General features: G+C 64.8%; 15 protein-coding genes. 8 read left to right on the top strand and 7 right to left on the bottom strand.

What is annotated here, in order from left to right; all coding sequences use genetic code 11:
* Positions 1 to 11 precede the first annotated feature (11 nt).
* Entirely contained in the window at positions 12 to 1,523 is a 1,512-nt protein-coding gene (araA, locus tag ASD65_RS10895) for an L-arabinose isomerase (RefSeq protein WP_056222375.1), read from the top strand.
* Between the two features lie 65 nt (positions 1,524 to 1,588).
* On the opposite strand, the gene ASD65_RS19030 is transcribed toward araA, so the two are convergent.
* Together ASD65_RS19030 and ASD65_RS10890 are read right to left on the bottom strand one after the other, a co-directional pair.
* Positions 1,589 to 1,735 carry a hypothetical protein gene (locus ASD65_RS19030; RefSeq protein ID WP_156378845.1) on the bottom strand — a complete coding sequence of 49 codons (147 nt, stop codon included), beginning with the start codon at positions 1,733 to 1,735 and terminating at the stop codon, positions 1,589 to 1,591.
* Positions 1,736 to 1,855: 120 nt separating this feature from the next.
* Positions 1,856 to 2,935 (bottom strand): linear amide C-N hydrolase, encoded by a 1,080-nt coding sequence (locus ASD65_RS10890; protein WP_056222373.1) that lies wholly within the window; start codon positions 2,933 to 2,935, stop codon positions 1,856 to 1,858.
* 585 nt (positions 2,936 to 3,520) lie between these two features.
* Here ASD65_RS10890 and ASD65_RS10885 point away from each other — a divergent pair.
* The 6 genes from ASD65_RS10885 to ASD65_RS10860 all read left to right on the top strand — a co-directional run bounded on the left by ASD65_RS10885 (position 3,521) and on the right by ASD65_RS10860 (position 11,142).
* Complete coding sequence (locus ASD65_RS10885; protein WP_156378844.1) at positions 3,521 to 5,068, top strand: ABC transporter substrate-binding protein; 1,548 nt, start codon at positions 3,521 to 3,523, stop codon at positions 5,066 to 5,068.
* Between the two features lie 92 nt (positions 5,069 to 5,160).
* On the top strand, positions 5,161 to 6,105 hold the full coding sequence (locus ASD65_RS10880; protein ID WP_235566660.1) for an ABC transporter permease: 945 nt from the start codon (positions 5,161 to 5,163) through the stop codon (positions 6,103 to 6,105).
* Positions 6,106 to 6,203: 98 nt separating this feature from the next.
* Complete coding sequence (locus ASD65_RS10875) at positions 6,204 to 6,992, top strand: ABC transporter permease (RefSeq protein WP_235566658.1); 789 nt, start codon at positions 6,204 to 6,206, stop codon at positions 6,990 to 6,992.
* Positions 6,989 to 8,557 (top strand): ATP-binding cassette domain-containing protein, encoded by a 1,569-nt coding sequence (locus tag ASD65_RS10870; RefSeq protein WP_056222366.1) that lies wholly within the window; start codon positions 6,989 to 6,991, stop codon positions 8,555 to 8,557. Before ASD65_RS10875 ends, ASD65_RS10870 begins: the two co-directional genes overlap by 4 nt.
* Before the next feature lie 273 nt (positions 8,558 to 8,830).
* Complete coding sequence (locus ASD65_RS10865) at positions 8,831 to 10,378, top strand: helix-turn-helix transcriptional regulator (RefSeq protein ID WP_056222364.1); 1,548 nt, start codon at positions 8,831 to 8,833, stop codon at positions 10,376 to 10,378.
* A gap of 203 nt (positions 10,379 to 10,581) precedes the next feature.
* Entirely contained in the window at positions 10,582 to 11,142 is a 561-nt protein-coding gene (locus ASD65_RS10860) for an HdeD family acid-resistance protein (RefSeq protein WP_056222362.1), read from the top strand.
* 115 nt (positions 11,143 to 11,257) lie between these two features.
* Here ASD65_RS10860 and ASD65_RS10855 read toward each other — a convergent pair whose 3' ends face one another.
* The 5 genes from ASD65_RS10855 to ASD65_RS10835 form a co-directional block, all read right to left on the bottom strand.
* Positions 11,258 to 12,334, bottom strand: a complete 1,077-nt coding sequence (locus ASD65_RS10855) for an AI-2E family transporter (RefSeq protein WP_056222359.1) — start codon at positions 12,332 to 12,334, stop codon at positions 11,258 to 11,260.
* A complete protein-coding gene (locus tag ASD65_RS10850) occupies positions 12,331 to 13,686 on the bottom strand; it encodes a threonine/serine ThrE exporter family protein (RefSeq protein ID WP_056222356.1) in 1,356 nt (451 codons plus the stop codon). The genes ASD65_RS10855 and ASD65_RS10850 overlap by 4 nt, the downstream gene beginning before the upstream one ends.
* A gap of 9 nt (positions 13,687 to 13,695) precedes the next feature.
* Complete coding sequence (locus ASD65_RS10845; protein WP_162248495.1) at positions 13,696 to 15,240, bottom strand: response regulator transcription factor; 1,545 nt, start codon at positions 15,238 to 15,240, stop codon at positions 13,696 to 13,698.
* Positions 15,241 to 15,287: 47 nt separating this feature from the next.
* A complete protein-coding gene (locus ASD65_RS10840) occupies positions 15,288 to 16,334 on the bottom strand; it encodes a linear amide C-N hydrolase (RefSeq protein ID WP_056222350.1) in 1,047 nt (348 codons plus the stop codon).
* 96 nt (positions 16,335 to 16,430) lie between these two features.
* Positions 16,431 to 16,682: a LapA family protein gene (locus ASD65_RS10835; protein WP_056222347.1), complete on the bottom strand. Its 252-nt coding sequence runs from the start codon at positions 16,680 to 16,682 to the stop codon at positions 16,431 to 16,433.
* Positions 16,683 to 16,951: 269 nt separating this feature from the next.
* Between ASD65_RS10835 and ASD65_RS10830 the strand changes: the two genes are divergently transcribed.
* The gene (locus tag ASD65_RS10830) at positions 16,952 to 18,184 is read left to right on the top strand and encodes a metal-dependent hydrolase family protein (protein WP_200948656.1); all 1,233 of its coding nucleotides are present in this window, start codon (positions 16,952 to 16,954) and stop codon (positions 18,182 to 18,184) included.
* Positions 18,185 to 18,194 lie beyond the last annotated feature (10 nt).

Raw genomic sequence — 18,194 nt, 5'->3', positions numbered from 1 at the left:
AGGAACTCTCTATGACCCGTCAGTCACTGTCCACCTCGCTCGATCAGTATGAGGTGTGGTTCGTCACCGGCAGTCAGAGTCTCTATGGCGACGAGACGCTGCGGCAGGTCGCGCAGCAGTCGCAGGCGGTCGTCGAGGGGCTGTCAGGACTGCCCGTCGGGGTGGTGTGGAAGCCGGTGCTGAAGGACTCCGACTCGATCCGCCGTCTCGCACTCGAGGCGAACTCACGCGACGACGTGATCGGCATCATCGCGTGGATGCATACATTCAGTCCGGCGAAGATGTGGATCGCGGGACTGGACGCGCTGCAGAAGCCCCTGCTGCATCTCCACACGCAGGCCAACGTGGAGCTGCCGTGGGCCGACATCGATTTCGACTTCATGAATCTGAATCAGGCCGCACACGGCGACCGTGAGTTCGGATACATCCAGACTCGTCTCGGCGTCGCCCGCAAGACAGTGGTCGGACACGCATCGAACCCGGTTGTCGTGCAACAGATCGAGGATTGGCAGCGCGCTGCTGCGGGCTGGGCCGCATCGCGCAGCCTGAAGCTCGCGCGCTTCGGCGACAATATGCGGTTCGTCGCGGTCACTGAAGGTGACAAGACCGAGGCCGAGATCCGCTTCGGCGCGCAGGTCAACACGTGGGGTGTCAACGAGCTCGTGACCGCGGTCGACGCGCAGTCTGAAGCGGATATCGACGCCCTCGTTGCGGAGTACCTGCAGACCTACGACGTGGCCGACGAGCTGCTCCCCGGTGCGGAGCGGCACCAGTCGCTGCGCGACGGTGCGGCCATCGAGCTCGGCCTGCGGTCATTCCTCGAGGAGGGCGGTTTCGGAGCGTTCACCACATCATTCGAAGACCTGGGCGCCCTCAAGCAACTGCCCGGCCTCGCTGTGCAACGACTGATGGCCGAGGGCTACGGCTTCGGCGCCGAGGGCGACTGGAAGTCCGCGATCCTGGTCCGCGTCGCGAACGTGATGGGCGCGGGCCTTCCAGGCGGCGCGAGCCTCATGGAGGACTACACCTACGACCTCGTTCCCGGCTCCGAGCGCATCCTGGGGGCGCACATGCTCGAGGTGTCGCCGTCGCTCACCACGACGAGGCCTCGCCTGGAGGTGCACGCGCTCGGCATCGGCGGGAAGGACGACCCTGTACGTCTCGTCTTCACTGCCGATCCCGGTCCAGCCGTGGTCGTTGCGATGAGCGACATGCGCGACCGGTTCCGATTGGTTGCGAACGTCGTGACCAACGTCGACGCGCCCGATCTGCCCAAGCTTCCCATCGGACGCGCCGTCTGGAAGCCCGCCCCCGACTTCGCTACCTCGACCGCCTGCTGGCTTGCGGCCGGCGCTGCGCACCACACCGTCATGACCACCGCGGTCGGCCTCGATGTGTTCCGCGATTTCGCTGAGATCTCGAAGACCGAGCTCGTCGTCATCGACGAAGAGACCACGGTGCGGGGGTTCCAGCGCGAGTTGCGGTGGAACCAGGCCTACTACCGCCTCGCTCAGGGCATCTAGCGGAAACCGGGAGCGAGGAGCGACGCGGCGACCATGCAACTCCGTGGAGACTGCGTCCGGGGATTTCAGCCGTGAAGCTCGCGCACGAACTCCGCGAGCACGTGTGCGCGACGGGGGAGGAGTATTCCTCGTGCGAAGGCGAGGACGACTCTCACCGGCGTGATGTCTTCGCGCGCCTGCAGCGCCTGCACCTCGCGTCCTTCCACGGTCACGGATGACTGGAGCGGTCATCTTGGTGTGCCCTACGCCGCCGAGCGCGTTCGCGCGGTGCGGACACCGGGGCTGGGAGCGAGAGCGGGCGCTCAAGGCCGGCAGCCCGCTCTCGCATTCCTCTACTTCTTGCTGCCAACCAAGGACTGAACCGCCTTCTTGATCTCTTCGAACTCGTCCTGCTTGTTGGCTACGAACTCGAGTGCCTTCACTCCCGTAGCCAGTGCGTCGCTCGCGAGCTCGCCGACGTCGGTGAACTTGTGGCTCACGTCGCCTGCCAGGCCGCCTTCGAGCGCAAGCCGGCTGACGAGGTCGAGCCTCAGACTCTTGGTCCCCTCGGTGAAGCTGACTTCGTCGAAATCAACCCAGACCATCCCGGGGCGTGTCGTCGATTCGAAAACGTAACGCTTGTTCGTGAGGTCGAGCACCACCTGCCAGATCGTTTGCGACGCATCTGGCTTGCCCGGCTCCGGCGTGCGGAACGGCTGCGCCGCGTTGCGAATGATGCTGAACATGGCCGCGATCGCATCGACCTGTGTCTGGGGCTGGACCTGGTGCTCGACATAAAAGAGCGCGCGGGCAAAACGATCGCTGGCCAGAGTTGAACCCGGCAATGGCTGGTCGCCACCGAGACCCTGGTAGACCTTGACGAGGTCAAGCTGCTTGTCGTAGGTCGGCGAATTGGTCATGACCTTGTAGTCACGGCTGTGGTAGACCTTGGGCTTGCCGTCGGTGTATTCGATGATCGCAGAGTCGCCCGTCGGATCGTTGATCGCCAGATGCAAGGTCGGCACCAGGTGACCGGTCGGGTCGAACAGCTGCGCGATCTCGACCTGCGACTGGTTGGTCCACTCGACCGCTTCCGCAACCGTGGCGAAGTTGTCCAGGTAGTACTGCAGCCACACGGCTTGGCTCAGCTGGGTTGCCGAGGCTTCAGGCTTGCCGTAGTTGGACTCGGCGAGCCACAGGATGTGCCCGGCGAAGCCCTCCTCGTTCATTCCGTCCGTGGCGATGAGGTCGAACGCGGTGGCCACGATGCTTCCGTACTTCGAACGCCACTGGAGGTTTCCGTGCACTCCGTCGGTGCGCTCGATACCGCGCGGGTACTTCCAGAGGTTGGAGAGGAGATCCATGTGGAAATCCATGTTCCTGCCAACGATGACTGATCCGTTGGCGTCCGCCCATACAACTCGTGTGCACATGGCTATTGCACATCCCTTCTTAGCTGGTGTTCTTCGGCGCCGGCGCGATGCCGAACATGGTGGGTCTAGGGGGTGAGGCCATCCGCTGCGTGGCGATTCCTGTGGCCTGGGGACAGTGCGACGGGTGCACGGAAGCTCGACGCCGCGGCGACGACACGATCGAACCCGATCCGGCCAAAACCTCCGATCAAACGTCGCGAGGTTTCCGCGGCGCAAGATCTCCATAGCTGCGACTGCTGTCGTTCATCGTCCTTCCATCCCCGTCGGACTCGAACCGCACCGGACATGGCACCGACGCGTGTGCTTCGACGTGCGCCCCAGAGTACGGAGACGCAGGTCGGCGTTGAATGCCGGACGGCTGATTTCATCAACGGCATCACCCGGACCATCACCCGTCGAGTTCGCGGCCGAGGGCCGGGTCCATTGGTACAAACGGCGAGGTGCGGCTCAGGCAATGTGGCGCGGACGTGGCTCTGAGCGGTGTGGTCGGAGGCGCGGGCTGAACGGATGCCTCGAACGGGCCGTACTTGTCGTACGCCAGAATGGCCTCATCCGTTGCGCTTGGGGACTGATCGAGAGGAAGCTATGTCCAGCCTTCACCACCACAGTGCGATGCGCGCGACTCTGGCGGCACTCGCCGTCGGCGTGCTTGCGGTCGGTCTCGCAGCGTGCGCAGGAGGCGAGCAAGGAGACACCGCGACAGCTCAACCTCGAGCGGCCGTCTACCGCCTCCCCATCACCGACCCGGGGAGCGAGATCGACCCGCTGACGGAGGCCGATCAGAACGCGCTCGCCATCACAGGTCTCGTGACGGAACCGCTCGTGAGCCTCGACGCGAGGGGCGAATTGAACCCTCGACTCGCTACGGACTGGTCCGCTTCGGACGATGGGCTCGTATGGACCGTCGAGCTTCGTCCGGGAGTGCGTTTCAACGACGGCTCACCGCTGACCTCTGCCGACGTCGTCGCCACATTCGAAGCGATCACCGCCGAGGACAGCCTCTCTCCGGGTCGAAGCGCATTCTTCGGCATCCTCGATTCCGTTGTTGCCGATGGGGACGACACGGTCGAGTTCGCCCTGATTCGACCGTTCTCGGACTTCCCGATGATGCTCACCGGCACCAACACCGGAATTCTCCCCGCGGACTATGAGCCGGGAACATGGCTGGAGAACCCGGTCGGGGCAGGTCAGTTTCTCCTCGAGGACTACACCATTGGCGTGGGTGCGACCTACCTGAAGAATCCGGACTACTGGAATGCCGACCGAATCAATATCGATGGGGTCGAGCTGAAGATCTACGGTGACATGCAGGCTCAGGTCCTGGCATTTCAAGCAGGTGAGATCGACCGTGTGGGGCTGACTGTGGAGGCCGCATCCGCCGTCGATGTGGCGAAGTACGACTCGATCTCCTCCGGATACAACAGATTCGATGGGATCGTCCTGGATGTGACGGCGGCGCCATTCGACGACCTCGCGGCACGCGAGGCACTCGCGTGGGCGATCGACCGCCAGAGCTTGATCGAGGCCGTGTATGAGGGCAATGCCGACCTGGGCAACGACACGACGTTCTTCCCCGACTACAGTCCTCAACCGACGGGCCTCGCTCAACGTGATCAGGATCTCGCCAAGGTCTCGAGCCTGCTCGCGGGCCGGACACTGACGTTCACCATCACCACCGCCTATCCACTGTTCGGCGAGGTGCTCCAGCAGCAGCTCAACGCAGTGCCGGGGTTCGAGGTCGAGCTCGAGGTGATGAGTACGGAGCAGTACTATGCCGGCGGCGACAGCTCGCCCTGGCTGAATGCACCCGTCACAGCGACAAGTTGGGCGAAGCGGGCGCCATCCCAGTACGTCTCCCTGATCTACGCGACGGGAGCGACCTGGAATGCCTCGCACTACGCGAACGATGCGATCGAGGAGCTGACAAGACACTTCGACGCGACGACGGACCCTGAGGAGCGTCAAGACCTCGCCAGCCAGATCGCGGAGATCCAGTGGACGGATGTCCCCATCATCGTTCCCGCATATTCGAAGTCGCGCGCGCTCCAGAACAAGCGCGTCGTCGGCGAGTTCGTCGGGGCGCTCGACTTCTACACCGGATACAACTTCGCGGGAATCTCGATCGCGAAGTGACGCCCACGTCCGGACGGCCGAATATCGCTGACGGCGTCGTCCCGGCGCCGCGACCCACGAGACTGCCGGCGCGACACCGCCGATCCATGAGGATGATCGTGCAGAGGGCCGTGCAGATCCCGTTGGTCATGCTGGTCGTCTCGGTCCTCGTCTTCGTGCTGATCCAGGTCGTTCCGGGGGACCCGGGTCGCAATGCGCTCGGGCCCTATGCCACCGCCGATCAGGTCCTCGCGTGGAACGCTGCCCATGGGCTTGATGGCGCCCCCATCGATCGATACGCCTCGTGGTTCTTCGGACTGCTTGCCGGGCAGTGGGGGGCGAGTGTCGTCTACGGGGTCCCGGTCTTCGACCTCGTACTCGGCCGGCTCGCGAACTCAGTCATGCTGGGGTTGTTCGCGTTCGCAATCCTCGTGCCGCTGGCGATAGGGGTCGGCGTGCTCCAAGCACGCAAGGAAGGTTCACGTGGAGATCGGAGCTTCACCGTCGCGCTGATGGCGCTGGCCGCCGTGCCGGAGTTCGTCGTGGGAGTGATACTGCTCCTCACCTTCGCCGTCGTGTTCCCCGTTCTGCCGGTTCAATCGAGCGACGGGGTCGGGGCGGGATTCCTGCCGCAGCTGCGGGCGATGACGCTGCCGGCGATCACCCTGGCTCTGGGATCGCTTTCCGTTCTCGCGCGCACGACCCGCGCGGGTGTCATCGAGGCGACACGATCGCAGTTCTACCGGACCGCCGTGATCAAGGGCGTCCACGGTGGAATGCTCTTCCGTCGTCACGTTGCACGCAATGCCCTCGTGCCGACAGTTGCGCTCCTGGGTATCTACCTCGGAGCGTTCCTCGGCGGAAGCGCGGTCGTGGAAACCCTGTTCGGCTATCCCGGTCTGGGAGAGCTGCTGGTCACTGCCACGCAGAGGAAGGACACCTTCGTCCTAGCCGCCGGGGTGATGATCACCGGACTCATCTCGTTGCTCGCATTGCTGATGGCCGACGTGGCCTTCACCCTCATCGATCCCCGCGTGCGCTTCACGGGGCAGCGCTGATGTCCTTCGACTCCTCGCCGGCTGAGAGTGGGGGCGCCAGCCAGGGCGGCGAGGAGGATTTCGCACACCCTCGCCTGCGGGGGGCGTGGCCGGCACTGTTGACGCGACCCACTTTCACCCTCAGCGCGATCATCGTCGTATGGTGGATGGCCGTCGCGATCGGCTGGCGCTGGCTCGACATCGATCCGTTCATCAATACCGGAGCGCGGCTTGCTCCGCCGAGCGCCGAGCACTGGTTCGGTACCGATCGCATCGGTCGGGATGTCTTCGCTCGCGTGCTTGCCGGCGCCGAATCCGCACTCCTGATCGGTCCGTTGGGAACGGCACTGGCGACGGTACTCGGAACCTCCCTCGGCCTCGTTGCGGGCTTTCATCGCGGCTGGGTCGATCAGCTCCTCATGCGGGTGTTCGATGTGTTCGTCGCGTTGCCCGCCGTCCTCTTCCTGCTCATCATCGTCGGCGCATTCGGCAGCAGCCCCGCCGTGCTCGCTTTCGCGATCGGGGTGCTCTTCGCGCCGGGAATCGCCAGGGTGGTGCGTGCCGCAGTCCTCGTGGACATGGGGAAGGACTACGTGCCCGCCGCCAGGTCGCAGGGCGAAGGCAGCGGCCGGATCCTCCTGACAGAACTTCTCCCCAATGTCTGGCCGCAAGCGCTCGTGCAGGCGACTGTCACCGTCGCCGCCGCGGTGTTCGTCGCCGCGTCCCTGTCCTTCCTCGGGCTCGCCGCAGCACCGCCATCGCCCGATTGGGGACTGGCGGTCAATGAGAATCGGGCCTACTTGCAGGGCGCATGGTGGACGCTCGCCTTCCCCGCTCTCGCCATCGCGTCATTGGTCGTTTCGATTACTCTGATCGGCGACAACCTCAAAGAGGTTCTTCGCCGATGAGTGCCGTCGTCAAGGTTCGAGGTCTGTGCATCGACCATCTGGTCCACGGGCAGCTTCACCGAGCCGTCCATGACCTCGACTTCGAGATCGAAGAGGGCGAGGCATTCGGGCTCGTCGGCGCATCCGGTTCAGGCAAGAGCAGCATCGCGCTCGCGTTGACGCGCTATCTCCCACGAGGCGCGGAGATGCACGCTCGACGTCTCGAGGTTGCGGGACACGACCTCGTCGCCCTCGACCGCGATGCGCTGCGCCGGTACCGCCGCCACGACATCGGAGTCGTCTATCAGGAACCGGCCGGTGCGCTCAACCCGACGTCCACGATCGGAGCGCAAGTCTCCGAATCGCACCGCCTGCGCGGCGAGGGTCGCAGGCGGTCCCACCTGTCTGCGGTGGGATCACTCGCCGAAGTCGGCCTGGACGACCCCGAGGAACTGGCGCGCCGGTACCCGCACGAGCTCTCCGGCGGGCAGCAGCAACGCGTCGTGATCGCGATGGCGCTCGCCGCGAAGCCCCGCCTGCTCATTCTCGACGAACCCACAACGGGGTTGGACAGCATCGTGCAGGCCGACGTCCTGGCGTTGATCGGTCGGCTTCAGGCTGAACTCGGTTTCGCTAGCCTGATCATCAGCCATGACCTTCCGATCGTCGCTTCGCACTGCGATCGCGTGGGTGTGCTTGAGAACGGTCACCTGCTGGAGACCACGGCGTCCGCTCGGTTCATCCGCGAACCCTCACATGCCCGCACGCGGACGCTCGTTGCCGACATCCCGACGATGGACGGGGTCATGGGCTCGTGGAGGCATCCGGGTTCGCCGCCCATTCTGGTCGCCTCCGGCCTCAACAAGCGCTACGGATCGCACACCGCACTTGACGACATCCATCTGCGGCTCGGACGGGGCGAAACGCTGGGCATCATCGGAGAGACGGGAAGCGGTAAGACGACGCTCGGGCGAGTGGTCGCCGGCCTGACGTCGTACGAGGGGGCGATTGCGATAGATGCACCGCCATCGCCGCGGCCGGTCCAGGTCGTCTTCCAGAACCCCGAGGGCTCCCTCAACCCCCGGCGGACGGTGCGCAGGACGTTGCACCGTGCCATCCAGCTGCTGCAGGGCGACACAACTCCGGAGCAACTCGTCGATCGCACCGGGCTGCCCTTCGACGTCCTCGACCGGGTGCCGTTCGAGCTGTCGGGCGGCCAACGCCAGCGGGTCGCGATCGCGCGCGCTTTCGCCGGCTTCTCGCCGATCGTCGTCTGTGACGAGCCCACCTCGGGGTTGGACCCCAGTGCGCAATCGAGCATCCTCGACCTGCTCATCGAGTTGCAGGAACGTACGGGGGTGTCCTACCTCTTCATTTCGCACGATCTCTCCGTGGTGCGGCAACTGGCTCATCGCGTCGCTGTGATGCAGCGTGGTCGCATCCTGGAGACCGTGTCGACCGAGGCGCTCTTCACCGATGCCACGCACGCCTACACGCGTGAACTCATCGCGGCATTCCAGCGGCGGAGTCCGCGTGCAGAGCCGGATCGGCACACCCGACCCACGCCGTTTCGCTTCGAAGGGTGATGGAAGGACTACACGGAGGGTGATGTCGAATCACAGTTTTTCGATTTAGTGACGAACTGCACTAAACAGGAGGTGTAGCGAGGGGTGAAGACCTCGACGCTGCAAGACGCGGTTCGAGTCGCGAACCGCGCCGGGGGGAACCGGAAACAGAATCATGAATCGCTACACGTTTCGAACCACGACACACCGTACGCACCGTGACGGCGCCACGCACGCCGTCGAACAGCTCGGGCGGCGACTCACGTCTCGAGGTGATGTTCGGAGGCGACGAGCGTGAATCTCAACGATCCGGACAAGGCGAAGGACGACCTCAGGCGCGCCGTGGAGTCGGGAGACTCGGACACGATCGCTCGCGTCGCCATGTTCAACATCTGGCCGCTTCTGATGTCGCACACCGAGCAGGTCATCTCGGCGATCGCACTCCTTCCGTCCTCTGTCCTCGAGCACTACCCGGTGCTGCGGCTCATGCATCCGATGACAGCAGTGCTGGCGCGCACAACGCGTTCCTTCAAGCCGGCGATGTACACGGAGCACGCGCGCTCGATGCGACCAGAAGAGGTCGACTTCGTCATCCTCACGCAGATGATCGCCTTCCGCACCAGCGGAGACATCGAGGCCGCGTTGCTCTACGCGAAGCGACTCGAAGACCGCATACGCAACGTTCGCATCGAGTCGCGCGACCGGCTCGATGGCCCGCTGTGGTACTTCCACCACCAGATCGGAGCGACATTCCTCGCTGCGGGCGACTCGCGCCGCGCGCTCCTCGAGCTTGCCACAGCACGTCAACTCGGCAAGTTGTCGGCCCAGGCCGACGCGGAGCGCGTCGTCTTGGGCCGTGTTGCCCTTGCGCATGCCTTGCGCGGCGCGATGGGCGACGCCGAGCGGACATTGGCCGAGGCTCGCGCCCTTCCTCCTCCGACGCCGGCGCACGTGTCCGCGAGCATCAGCACGGAACACACTGCAGCAGCCTTCATCGCAGTCGATCGGATGGCCGAGAACCTCGATGAGGCGCTGGGGGAGCTGGCGCCGTATGACTCCCTCGATCTGACGTGGCCGTTCGTGCTGCTGGTTCGCACACGTGCCCTCCTCTCCCGCCAGCAGCCCGAGGACGCACTCGAGACGATTCGGCTGGCACGCGACTCGCATCCGGTTCACGAGGGATCCTTCGCGTTCGACGTCGTCGGAGCCTCCTCGATCACGGCGATGGTGGAGACGGGCGATCTTGCTTCCGCGCGACGCGTTGCCGAGGAATTCTCCGATGCCGGCGTGCTGACCAGGCTCGCCACGGTCCGGTTGTCGCTCCGTGACGGCAAGTTGGACAACGCAGCAAGCCACCTCGGGCTGCTCGCCCGTGATCAGGCACTGGGGCCGGCCCAGCGCGCCGAGTGCGTACTCCTGTCCGGTTGGCTCGAACTGGCCCGCATTGACGATCTCGACCGTGAGACGGCTGTTCAGATCCACCGTGTCGTCCGGAGGCCGGAGATCCGAAGGCTGGTCACGATCATGCCGCGACAGCTTGTCGATCGCGTCCGGGATCGTCTCTCCGCGGAGGCCGTTGCGGAGTTCGATGTCGCTGTGGGTGGACTTGCCCACTTCGAGATGGATGAGCGGCCCGTCCTGACCGCCGGCGAGCTTCGTGTGCTGAACGCTCTCCTCGATCACCATTCGACCGCTGCCATGGCGTCGACATTTCACGTGTCGCCGAACACGATCAAATCGCAATTGCGTTCGCTCTACCGCAAGCTCGATTGCTCCACGCGTGGGGACGCGCTGAGAATTGCCACCCGGATGAACCTGCTGGTGTCGGAGGTGAGCGCGTGAGCCCGACCGGCTGACGCTCCGCCGACGCACCTGATCGCTCGCGAGGAGGGATCGAGGTTGACGTCGCGGGTGATGGCTCGGGTGAACTTCGTCCGTGAGTCAGGTATGGAGCGTGCGTGAACCGTCATCCTGATCCCAGCCGCCCATCCGACACGCGGCTGGTCAAGCTGCGTGCGTGCCGGTTTGAGAGAGGACATCCCCGAATGACAACGACATCAGCAACCCAGACACCGGTCGCCAACGGAATCCGCGTAGCCCTAGGAATCGGCGGCGTGCTCGCGCTCATCGTCGGCGTTCTGATTCTCGCGTGGCCGAACAAGACAGCGATCGTGGTCACGGCGATCATCGCGATCTACGCGATCATCGCCGGACTCGTCTATGCAGGACTCGGCATCTTTTCGCAGCACAAGGGTGGATGGGCCCGCGTCGGCCATATCGTGCTCGGTGTCGTGTACATCATCGCGGGGATCGTCGCATTCATGAACCTCGCTCAGACGACCATGTGGCTCGCCGTGTTCCTCGGCATTCTCGTCGGCATCGTGTGGATCGTCGAAGGTGTCGTCGCCATGACGGCGCTGGGGGATGCCTCCTCCAAGGCATGGACGATCTTCTTCGCCATCGTCAGCGTCATCGCCGGTATCGCGATCCTCTTCTCGCCGTTCTGGGGTGCGCAGATCTTGTGGTGGCTGCTGGGAATCGCGCTCATCGTGCTCGGCGTCATGAACATCGCGCGGGCCTTCACCTTCGGCAGGCGTCGCCCATAGGCGAATTCGTCGGAGTTTCGACGTTCGACTTCGGACGGTCACGGTCCAGCTCGCGGTCCTATGGCCGCAAGCTGGACCGTTCGCCCGCGATGGTGGACGGCGTTGATCGCGAGACTCAGACCTTGGCGTCCTGTTGGGGAATGAACACCTGTTTGGCGATGAGAAGAAGCGACGCGGTCACAGGGATGGCGATGAGTGCTCCCAAGAGCCCGAGAAGCGTCCCGCCGACGATCGCCCCGATCACGACGAGCGCCCCGGGCACCGAGATGACCCGACTCATCACGCGCGGCGTGAGTACGTAGGCTTCGATCTGCATGTACACGAGGTACACGATTGCGAAGACGAGCGCTGCGACCGGGCCTGTGAACAGTGCGATCACGGTGGCGAGCCCCCAATAGAGCACCGACCCGACGAGGGGGATCAGCGTGATGCAGAACGCGACGACCGCCATCAACATCGGGAAAGGCAGTCTCAGCGAAACATGCAGGACGAATGCCACGATCGAGTTGCAGAACGCGAGCACGACCATCCCCCCGAGATAGCCGCCCACGGAACCCGTGATCTGCTCCGTGAGAGCTGCCGCTCCCGCTCGCGAGCGCGCGGGAAGAAGCCGAATGAACCCGGTCTTGATCGCCGAGAGCGACGCCAGGAAGTAGAGACTCAGCACGAGCACGATGACCAGTCCCGATGCGGTCGCGAAGACGGTATTGCCCGCGTGCAGCACGCCGCGACCGATCGTAGCCACCCGATGCGGATGGATGAGGTAGGCCTCGATCTCCGAGATGAGGCTGCCCACATCTGCTCCGAAGGTCCTCTCCATCCACGCATAGGTGCTCGAGTGCAGAAATCCGGTGATCAGCCTCGGGATGTCGGTCACGAAGTGCGTGATCTGACCGATCAGGGTGGGGAGCACGAGTAACAGCACGCCGATCAGCACGACCAAGAGCCCGGTGAAGATCGTCGTGATCGCCCACCCTCGCGTGATGCCGCGCCTCTCCAGGTTCCGCACGACCGGATCGAGGCCCAACGCCGCGAAGAGGGCGAAGGTGATCGAGATGAGCACCGTCGAGAGGTTCGAGAAGGCGATTCCGAGGCCGATCGCGGCCAGCCCGCCCAACGTGACAGTCACACCTGTGGCGAAAGGTCGGGCTAGCCCCGCCCAGACGGTCCGCTGACCGTGATCGACCGTCATCCGTCGCTCCGTTCGCTGTGTTCTGCTCGTCGCCAACCGCGGCTGACGGCCATGACATCGCGGCTCATACCAGCCCCGAGTACCATTCCGATGGCGATCGCCGTGAGCGAGCCGAAAGTCCGAAGGATCGTGCTCGTGGCTCCGGCGGTACCTGCCGCCGCTTCGCTCAACCCGATGAATCCCATGGCACCCGGAACAAGGAGCCAATACGCGCACGTGAGCATGATCGCCGTCGACGGGGCGGCCCTGAGGCGCCCGGCGAGGGTGACGGCGGGGATCACGATGAGCGCCCCGATGAGGCCGGACAGCTCCGCTCCCACGAGCAGATTGCCCAGCAGTTGTGCCGAATACGCGACGACGAGCGCGTAGAGGATCCAGATGAGCGAGCGCCGAGGCGCCGCCGAGTACAGGTAGTAACCGAAGCTCACGAGGACGATGCCGATCCACGGTGCCCACGCGCCGAGCTGCGTGGGCGCGGTGGCAGGGGCGGGCGGAGCGCCGGCGACCGTGATGCCGGCGAATACCCCGAAGGTGAGCAGGCCGAGCCTCGCGATCCCGTACACGAGACGGCTCGCCCCGGCCATGACCTGGCCAGAGGTCAGTTCGACGGCCGCGATGGTCAAGGTGAGACCGGGCAAGAACGACACAAGAGACGGGGCGACGAGACGCAGGACGTCGTCGTGCACGAGCGGGCGAACGAGAACCGAGATGAGAAGAGTCACGGTGAAGGCCGTCACGACGGGGAGGATCAGCGAGAGAGTGGCGATTCGGTTGCCGACGAGCACGATGGTGCCCACGATTGCCCCCAGCACGAGGTACACGGGGAGTGCCGTGACCGTGGGGTTCAGCACCATCCCGAACCCGAGGGTCAGCAACGTGTATCCGACAACGGTGAGCACGGGGCCGAACCGAGCAGGCTGCGACCGAATCCTGCCGAGCCCGGCAACGACGACGTCCGGCGGAGTGGTCTGTGTGAACGCCCGTCGAACGAGTCGCTCAACCGCTCCCGCTTGGTCGAGGCGGAGGGCATTCTGGTCCGCTGGGAAGATGACGGTCTGCGCCGGCGCCGAATGCGGATCCTCTATCAGGATGAGGGTCGGCAGGACGAATATGCGCAGGTCGGGTCGTTCGTAGCGGGCGGCGAGATGATTGAGTGTTGCTTCCACGTCGCTCGTCGCCTGCGACGAAGCGAGTAGGGAGCCACCCAACTCACCGAGCATCGCAGGGATGTCGTTCCCGTCGTCCGCAATCGTGTCCGACTTCGTCTCAGGTCGCAGCGCCTGGAACGCGCCGAGCGCACGGGCCACGAATCCCGGTACCTGTCGCTCCCCCTCTTCATCACTCGTGGACACCCGGGCCGCCTACTCCATCTCAAACACGAAGAGGTGCAGGCGGGAGGCGATCTTGATGGCGTCCTCCCGCGTTGTGCACCCGAGCTTGCGGTAGAGCGACTTCAACTGCGACTTCACCGTGTTCGGCGAGACATGGAACTGGGACGCGATCTCCGCCGTGGTGACATGCAGAGGGAGAGCGTTGAGCACCCGCAGTTCACTCGATGTGAGCACGGGACGACGGGGCGCGTCGACGTGCGCCAGTCCCGAAATGGCCGTCTCGAACATGGCCGTTTCGGCGGCGGGTAGATGCTCACGAACCTGTTCGATCAGCCTGAGCGGCATGGTCGAGAGGAGACGACGGACGCCTCCCTTCGACGCGAGCCGAGCCACCTGCCGCGCTGTCCTGAGCTCCACGGCATCGAGGCGTGCGGACTCCAACCATGCCGACAGCAGGATCAGCTCAGCGCGATGACCAGGCCCCATCGTGTGCTCGGCCGAGAGGCGTCGGATACCTTGCTCCGCAAAGTCGAGACGCGACTCGAGCAGGGAATGCCGGACGATTGAGAACCTCGTGAGGAGCCCGCTTCCGGCCGTTGACTCGGCGATGCGGCGCGCAGCGCCCGTGGCGCCCGTGGCCCAGAGCGCATCGATGGACGCCGAATTGATGACATCTGACGCAAATGAGCCGTGCTGATCGGGATGCGCGTCATTCGCGAGACGTATGGCTTCGACCGCCTCGTCGGGCCGGTGCTGAGCGTGCAGGGCGCGAGTGCGCGCGAGCAGCGCAAAGGGCCACGTCAGCTCGATGCTGTCGTAGGGTTCGAGTTCATTCAGGAGAGCATCGATATCCGGCGTCATCCGTTCGACCGCGATCAGCGCGATGGCGGTGCGCTCGGTCATGGTCGTCGAGTTCACATGAGCCCCCGTCGAAGCCGGCTGCAGTGCGAGCTCGGCGAGGGCCGCTTCGGCCTCCTCGAGGGATCCACGGAGTGCGTGGGCGAGTGCCGTGCGCCCGAGGGCCATCCGTTCGGCGTCGGGCTGCGGTGAGAGTCGTCCGAGTTGGCGAGAGGTGGCGAACTCGACCAGCGCGTTCGACGAATCGCCTGCAGCGAGAAGAGTCGATCCGATCTGCTGGTGGTAGAACCACAGCGGCCCGTCCGCGCGTTCTCGCGACTCCACGCGAATCTGGAGGATCCGGTCCTCCAGACGACGCGCGTAGATCAGCGCCGCAGCGACATCCCCACTGAATCGGAACGCGACCATCTGCACCAGGGTCAGGATGTCGAGCTCGTCGGGGCTCATCGTTCGCGCGTCATCCGGGGTAAGGAGCGGTTTGAAGGGGCGGGACGTCCTCGCCAGCACGGGTGTCATGCGGTGCACGATCCGCAGGACCGGATAACGCTCCAGCACGGGGCTGGGGAGGCCCTCGATCGCGGCGGTGAGCTCGTCGAAGTGCGTGCTGTACAGCGGCCAGATATTCGCCATTGCGACGGACGCGATCGACTTCGAATGCCCTGTCGCGACGGCATGCCGCAACTCCCGAATAGCCAGGGCGTGATCGGTCAGGTTCACGGCGTCACCCCGAGCGGAGACGATGTGCGCGTCTCGTCATACTCAGCTCACTTCGCCTCTGTCGGTCCGTCGGTGGGGGCGGCGCGGTTTGCGGCAAGCTGGCGGAGGTCGCTCAGTGAGAGGAAGTGGAGGGCGCCGCGCTCCTCGAACCTCGCGGACACATTCCCTGCCAGACCGCCCTCGACGGCGAGTCTGCTGCCGAGGTCCAGGACGAGCTGCGGCGACCCTTCGGTGAAGTCGACGTCCGCCAGATCCACCCACACGATGTTGGGACGCGTCGTCGATTCGAACACGTATCGACGACGCGTGAGGTCGGCGACGACCTGCCAGATGGTCTGGGACGCATCGGGCTTGCCCGGATCGGGGAGGCGAAACGGCTGGGCGGCGTTGCGGATGACGCTGAACATGGACGCGATGGCCTCGAGCTGAGTCGCCGGCTGCGGCAAGCGCTGCACGTAGTGGGCTGCACGAGCGAAACGGTCGGTGGCGAGCGTGGTGCCGGGGAGCGGCTTGTCGCCGCCGAATCCCTCGTGCTGCGCGAGCAGGGCGAGTTGCTCGTCATATTTCGGCGAATTGGTCATGACTCGGTAGTCGCGACTGTGGTGCACATCGACCGCGCCATCTATGTACTCGATAATCGCCGAATCGCCCGACGCGTCGTTCAGAGCGAGGTGGATCGCGGGCACTTCGCCGGTGGCAGGGTCGGTCAGCTGGACCACCTGAACGCGGTTCGACTCGATCCACTCGACAGCTTCGGCCACGGTGGCGAAGTTGTCGAGGAAGTACTGCATCCACACCGCCTGGCTGAGCGCGGGGCGGGTCGGATCGAGCTCTCCGTATGCTGATTCGGCGAGCCACAGCACGTGCCCTGCGAGCCCGACTTCGTTCAGCCCGTCGACGGATATCAGATCGAAGGCCGTGGCGACGATACTGCCGAACTTCGAGACCCATGTCAGGTCGCCGTTCACTCCGTCGTCGCGTTGGACCCCGCGGGGGAGCTTCCACAGGTTGGTGCCCAGGTCACGGTGGTAGTCCATGTTCCTGCCGACGATCACCGATCCGTTGGCGTCCGGCCAGACAACTCTTGTGCACATGGCTGCGTATTCTTTCGTTCGTGTCGAGTCCGCGACGTCCCTGCGGGACATCGTCGCGGGCGGCTCCGGGTCTATGCCGATCGGCGCATGAATGGCCTACTTCTTGCGGGGGCGGAACCAGGGGAAGAGCGATCCGATCACGACGCCGGCGATCAGGACGGCGAGAAACCAGCCCCACGCCGGCATCGTGAATTGGAGGAAGAGGAATCGCAGCGTTGCCGGCGCGACGTTCGAGAAGACGAAGGAGAGCGCCACGATCGCCACGATGATCGCGATGATCACCTTGGTGTTGCTCTTGGCCGAGCTCGCGTCGCTGCCATCTTTCGCACTGGTTTCCGTGCCGGACATATGTCTGCTCCTCACTCCCGCGACGCTCGGTCGCGTGCCTCGGACTCGCTCATTGGTCCGCTCAGGAAGGGACACTACTCACATTTCGCGCGTCGTCACGAGAGGGTGAAAGCCAGGTGATCAGAGGATGAGCTGCCAGGTCACCTGTGAATGACGACCCGGGCGAAATCCTCTGCTGCACCGCCTGCCGGTTTCCCCAGCGGCATAGTCTCGCCGCCATGACCCCAGGGACACATGCACCTCAGAGAATCATCATTCGCAACGTCCGAGTGTTTGACGGCGTCAGCGATCAGACGAAGGACAACGTCGATGTCCTGATCGAGGGGCCCCACATCGTGGCGGTCTCGTCCTCCCCCGTCGCAGGCGACGCCTCGGACGGTGTCCTGGAGATCGACGGCAAGGGACGTTTCCTGATGCCCGGCTTGAGCGACGCTCATGTGCACCTCATGGGCAACGCCAACAACATGATGGATTTCCTGCAGGGACCCACGGGTGCGCTCTATGGCAACACCATCGCCGAGGCCAAGCGCATGCTGCTGCGTGGCTTCACGACTGTTCGCGACATGGGCGGTGACACCGCGCCGGTGAAGTCCCTCATCGACCGCGGCGTCTTCGAGGGGCCGCGAATCTTCCCGAGCCAGGCCATGATCTCCCAGACGTCGGGCCACGCGGACTTCTCGTTCGTGTACGACGTTCCGGAGGAGTTCGGTGGCAAGGCCAGCCGCACCGAGGACATCCACTTCACGCGCATCGCCGACGGCGTACCGCGAGTGCTCGCGGCGGTGCGGGAACAGCTCAAGCACGGCGCGACCCAGATCAAGCTCACCCTCGGCGGGGGAGCGGCGTCGATGTACGACCCGCTCAACACGCTGCAGTACACACCCGACGAGATCAAGGCCGCTGTGCAGGCGGCATCCGACTACGGGACGTACGTCGCAACCCACGTCTACACGCCTGCGGGCATCGCGCGCGCCATCGACGCCGGTGTGAAGTCGATCGAACACGGCCACCTGGCCGACGAGGCGACGATCCGCCACATCGGCGAGACCGAGACGTGGCTGTCGATGCAGCCCTTCGCCGAGGACGACCACCACTACCCCGATCCTGCGCGCGCGGACAAGAACACGGAAATCTGCCACGGCACCGAACAGGTGTACGAGTGGGCGAAGAAGTACGGCGTCAAGACCGCATGGGGTACCGACCTCCTTCTCGAGCCGCAGTCGGCTCCCCGTCAGAGTGACATGGCGGCGCGGCTCGGCGAGTTCTACAGCAACGTCGAAGCGCTGAAGATGCTGACTTCGGGTAACGCAGCGCTCTTCGAGCTGGCGGGGGACCGCAATAGCTACCGCGGCGGCAAGCTCGGCGTCCTCGCCGAAGGCGGATGGGCGGACATGATCCTGATCGACGGCGATCCCATCGCCGATCTCTCGGTGATCGCCCAGCCCGACGCGAATTTCAAGCTGATCGTCAAGGGCGGTCAGATCGTGAAGAACACGCTCTGAGTCGTCGGCC

It is taken from the genome of Microbacterium sp. Root61, assembly GCF_001427525.1.
Classification (GTDB): domain Bacteria; phylum Actinomycetota; class Actinomycetes; order Actinomycetales; family Microbacteriaceae; genus Microbacterium.
This window is presented reverse-complemented; position numbering and strand designations above follow the sequence as displayed.

Bases quoted from the DNA above. Each gene is read 5' to 3' on its own strand.
- ASD65_RS10880 (WP_235566660.1), top strand. From the start codon at position 5,161: ATGATCGTGCAGAGGGCCGTGCAGATCCCGTTGGTCATGCTGGTCGTC.
- ASD65_RS10870 (WP_056222366.1), top strand. From the start codon at position 6,989: ATGAGTGCCGTCGTCAAGGTTCGAGGTCTGTGCATCGACCATCTGGTC.
- ASD65_RS10835 (WP_056222347.1), bottom strand. From the start codon at position 16,682: ATGTCCGGCACGGAAACCAGTGCGAAAGATGGCAGCGACGCGAGCTCG.
- ASD65_RS10860 (WP_056222362.1), top strand. From the start codon at position 10,582: ATGACAACGACATCAGCAACCCAGACACCGGTCGCCAACGGAATCCGC.
- ASD65_RS10885 (WP_156378844.1), top strand. From the start codon at position 3,521: ATGTCCAGCCTTCACCACCACAGTGCGATGCGCGCGACTCTGGCGGCA.
- ASD65_RS10840 (WP_056222350.1), bottom strand. From the start codon at position 16,334: ATGTGCACAAGAGTTGTCTGGCCGGACGCCAACGGATCGGTGATCGTC.
- ASD65_RS10890 (WP_056222373.1), bottom strand. From the start codon at position 2,935: ATGTGCACACGAGTTGTATGGGCGGACGCCAACGGATCAGTCATCGTT.
- ASD65_RS10855 (WP_056222359.1), bottom strand. From the start codon at position 12,334: ATGACGGTCGATCACGGTCAGCGGACCGTCTGGGCGGGGCTAGCCCGA.
- araA (WP_056222375.1), top strand. From the start codon at position 12: ATGACCCGTCAGTCACTGTCCACCTCGCTCGATCAGTATGAGGTGTGG.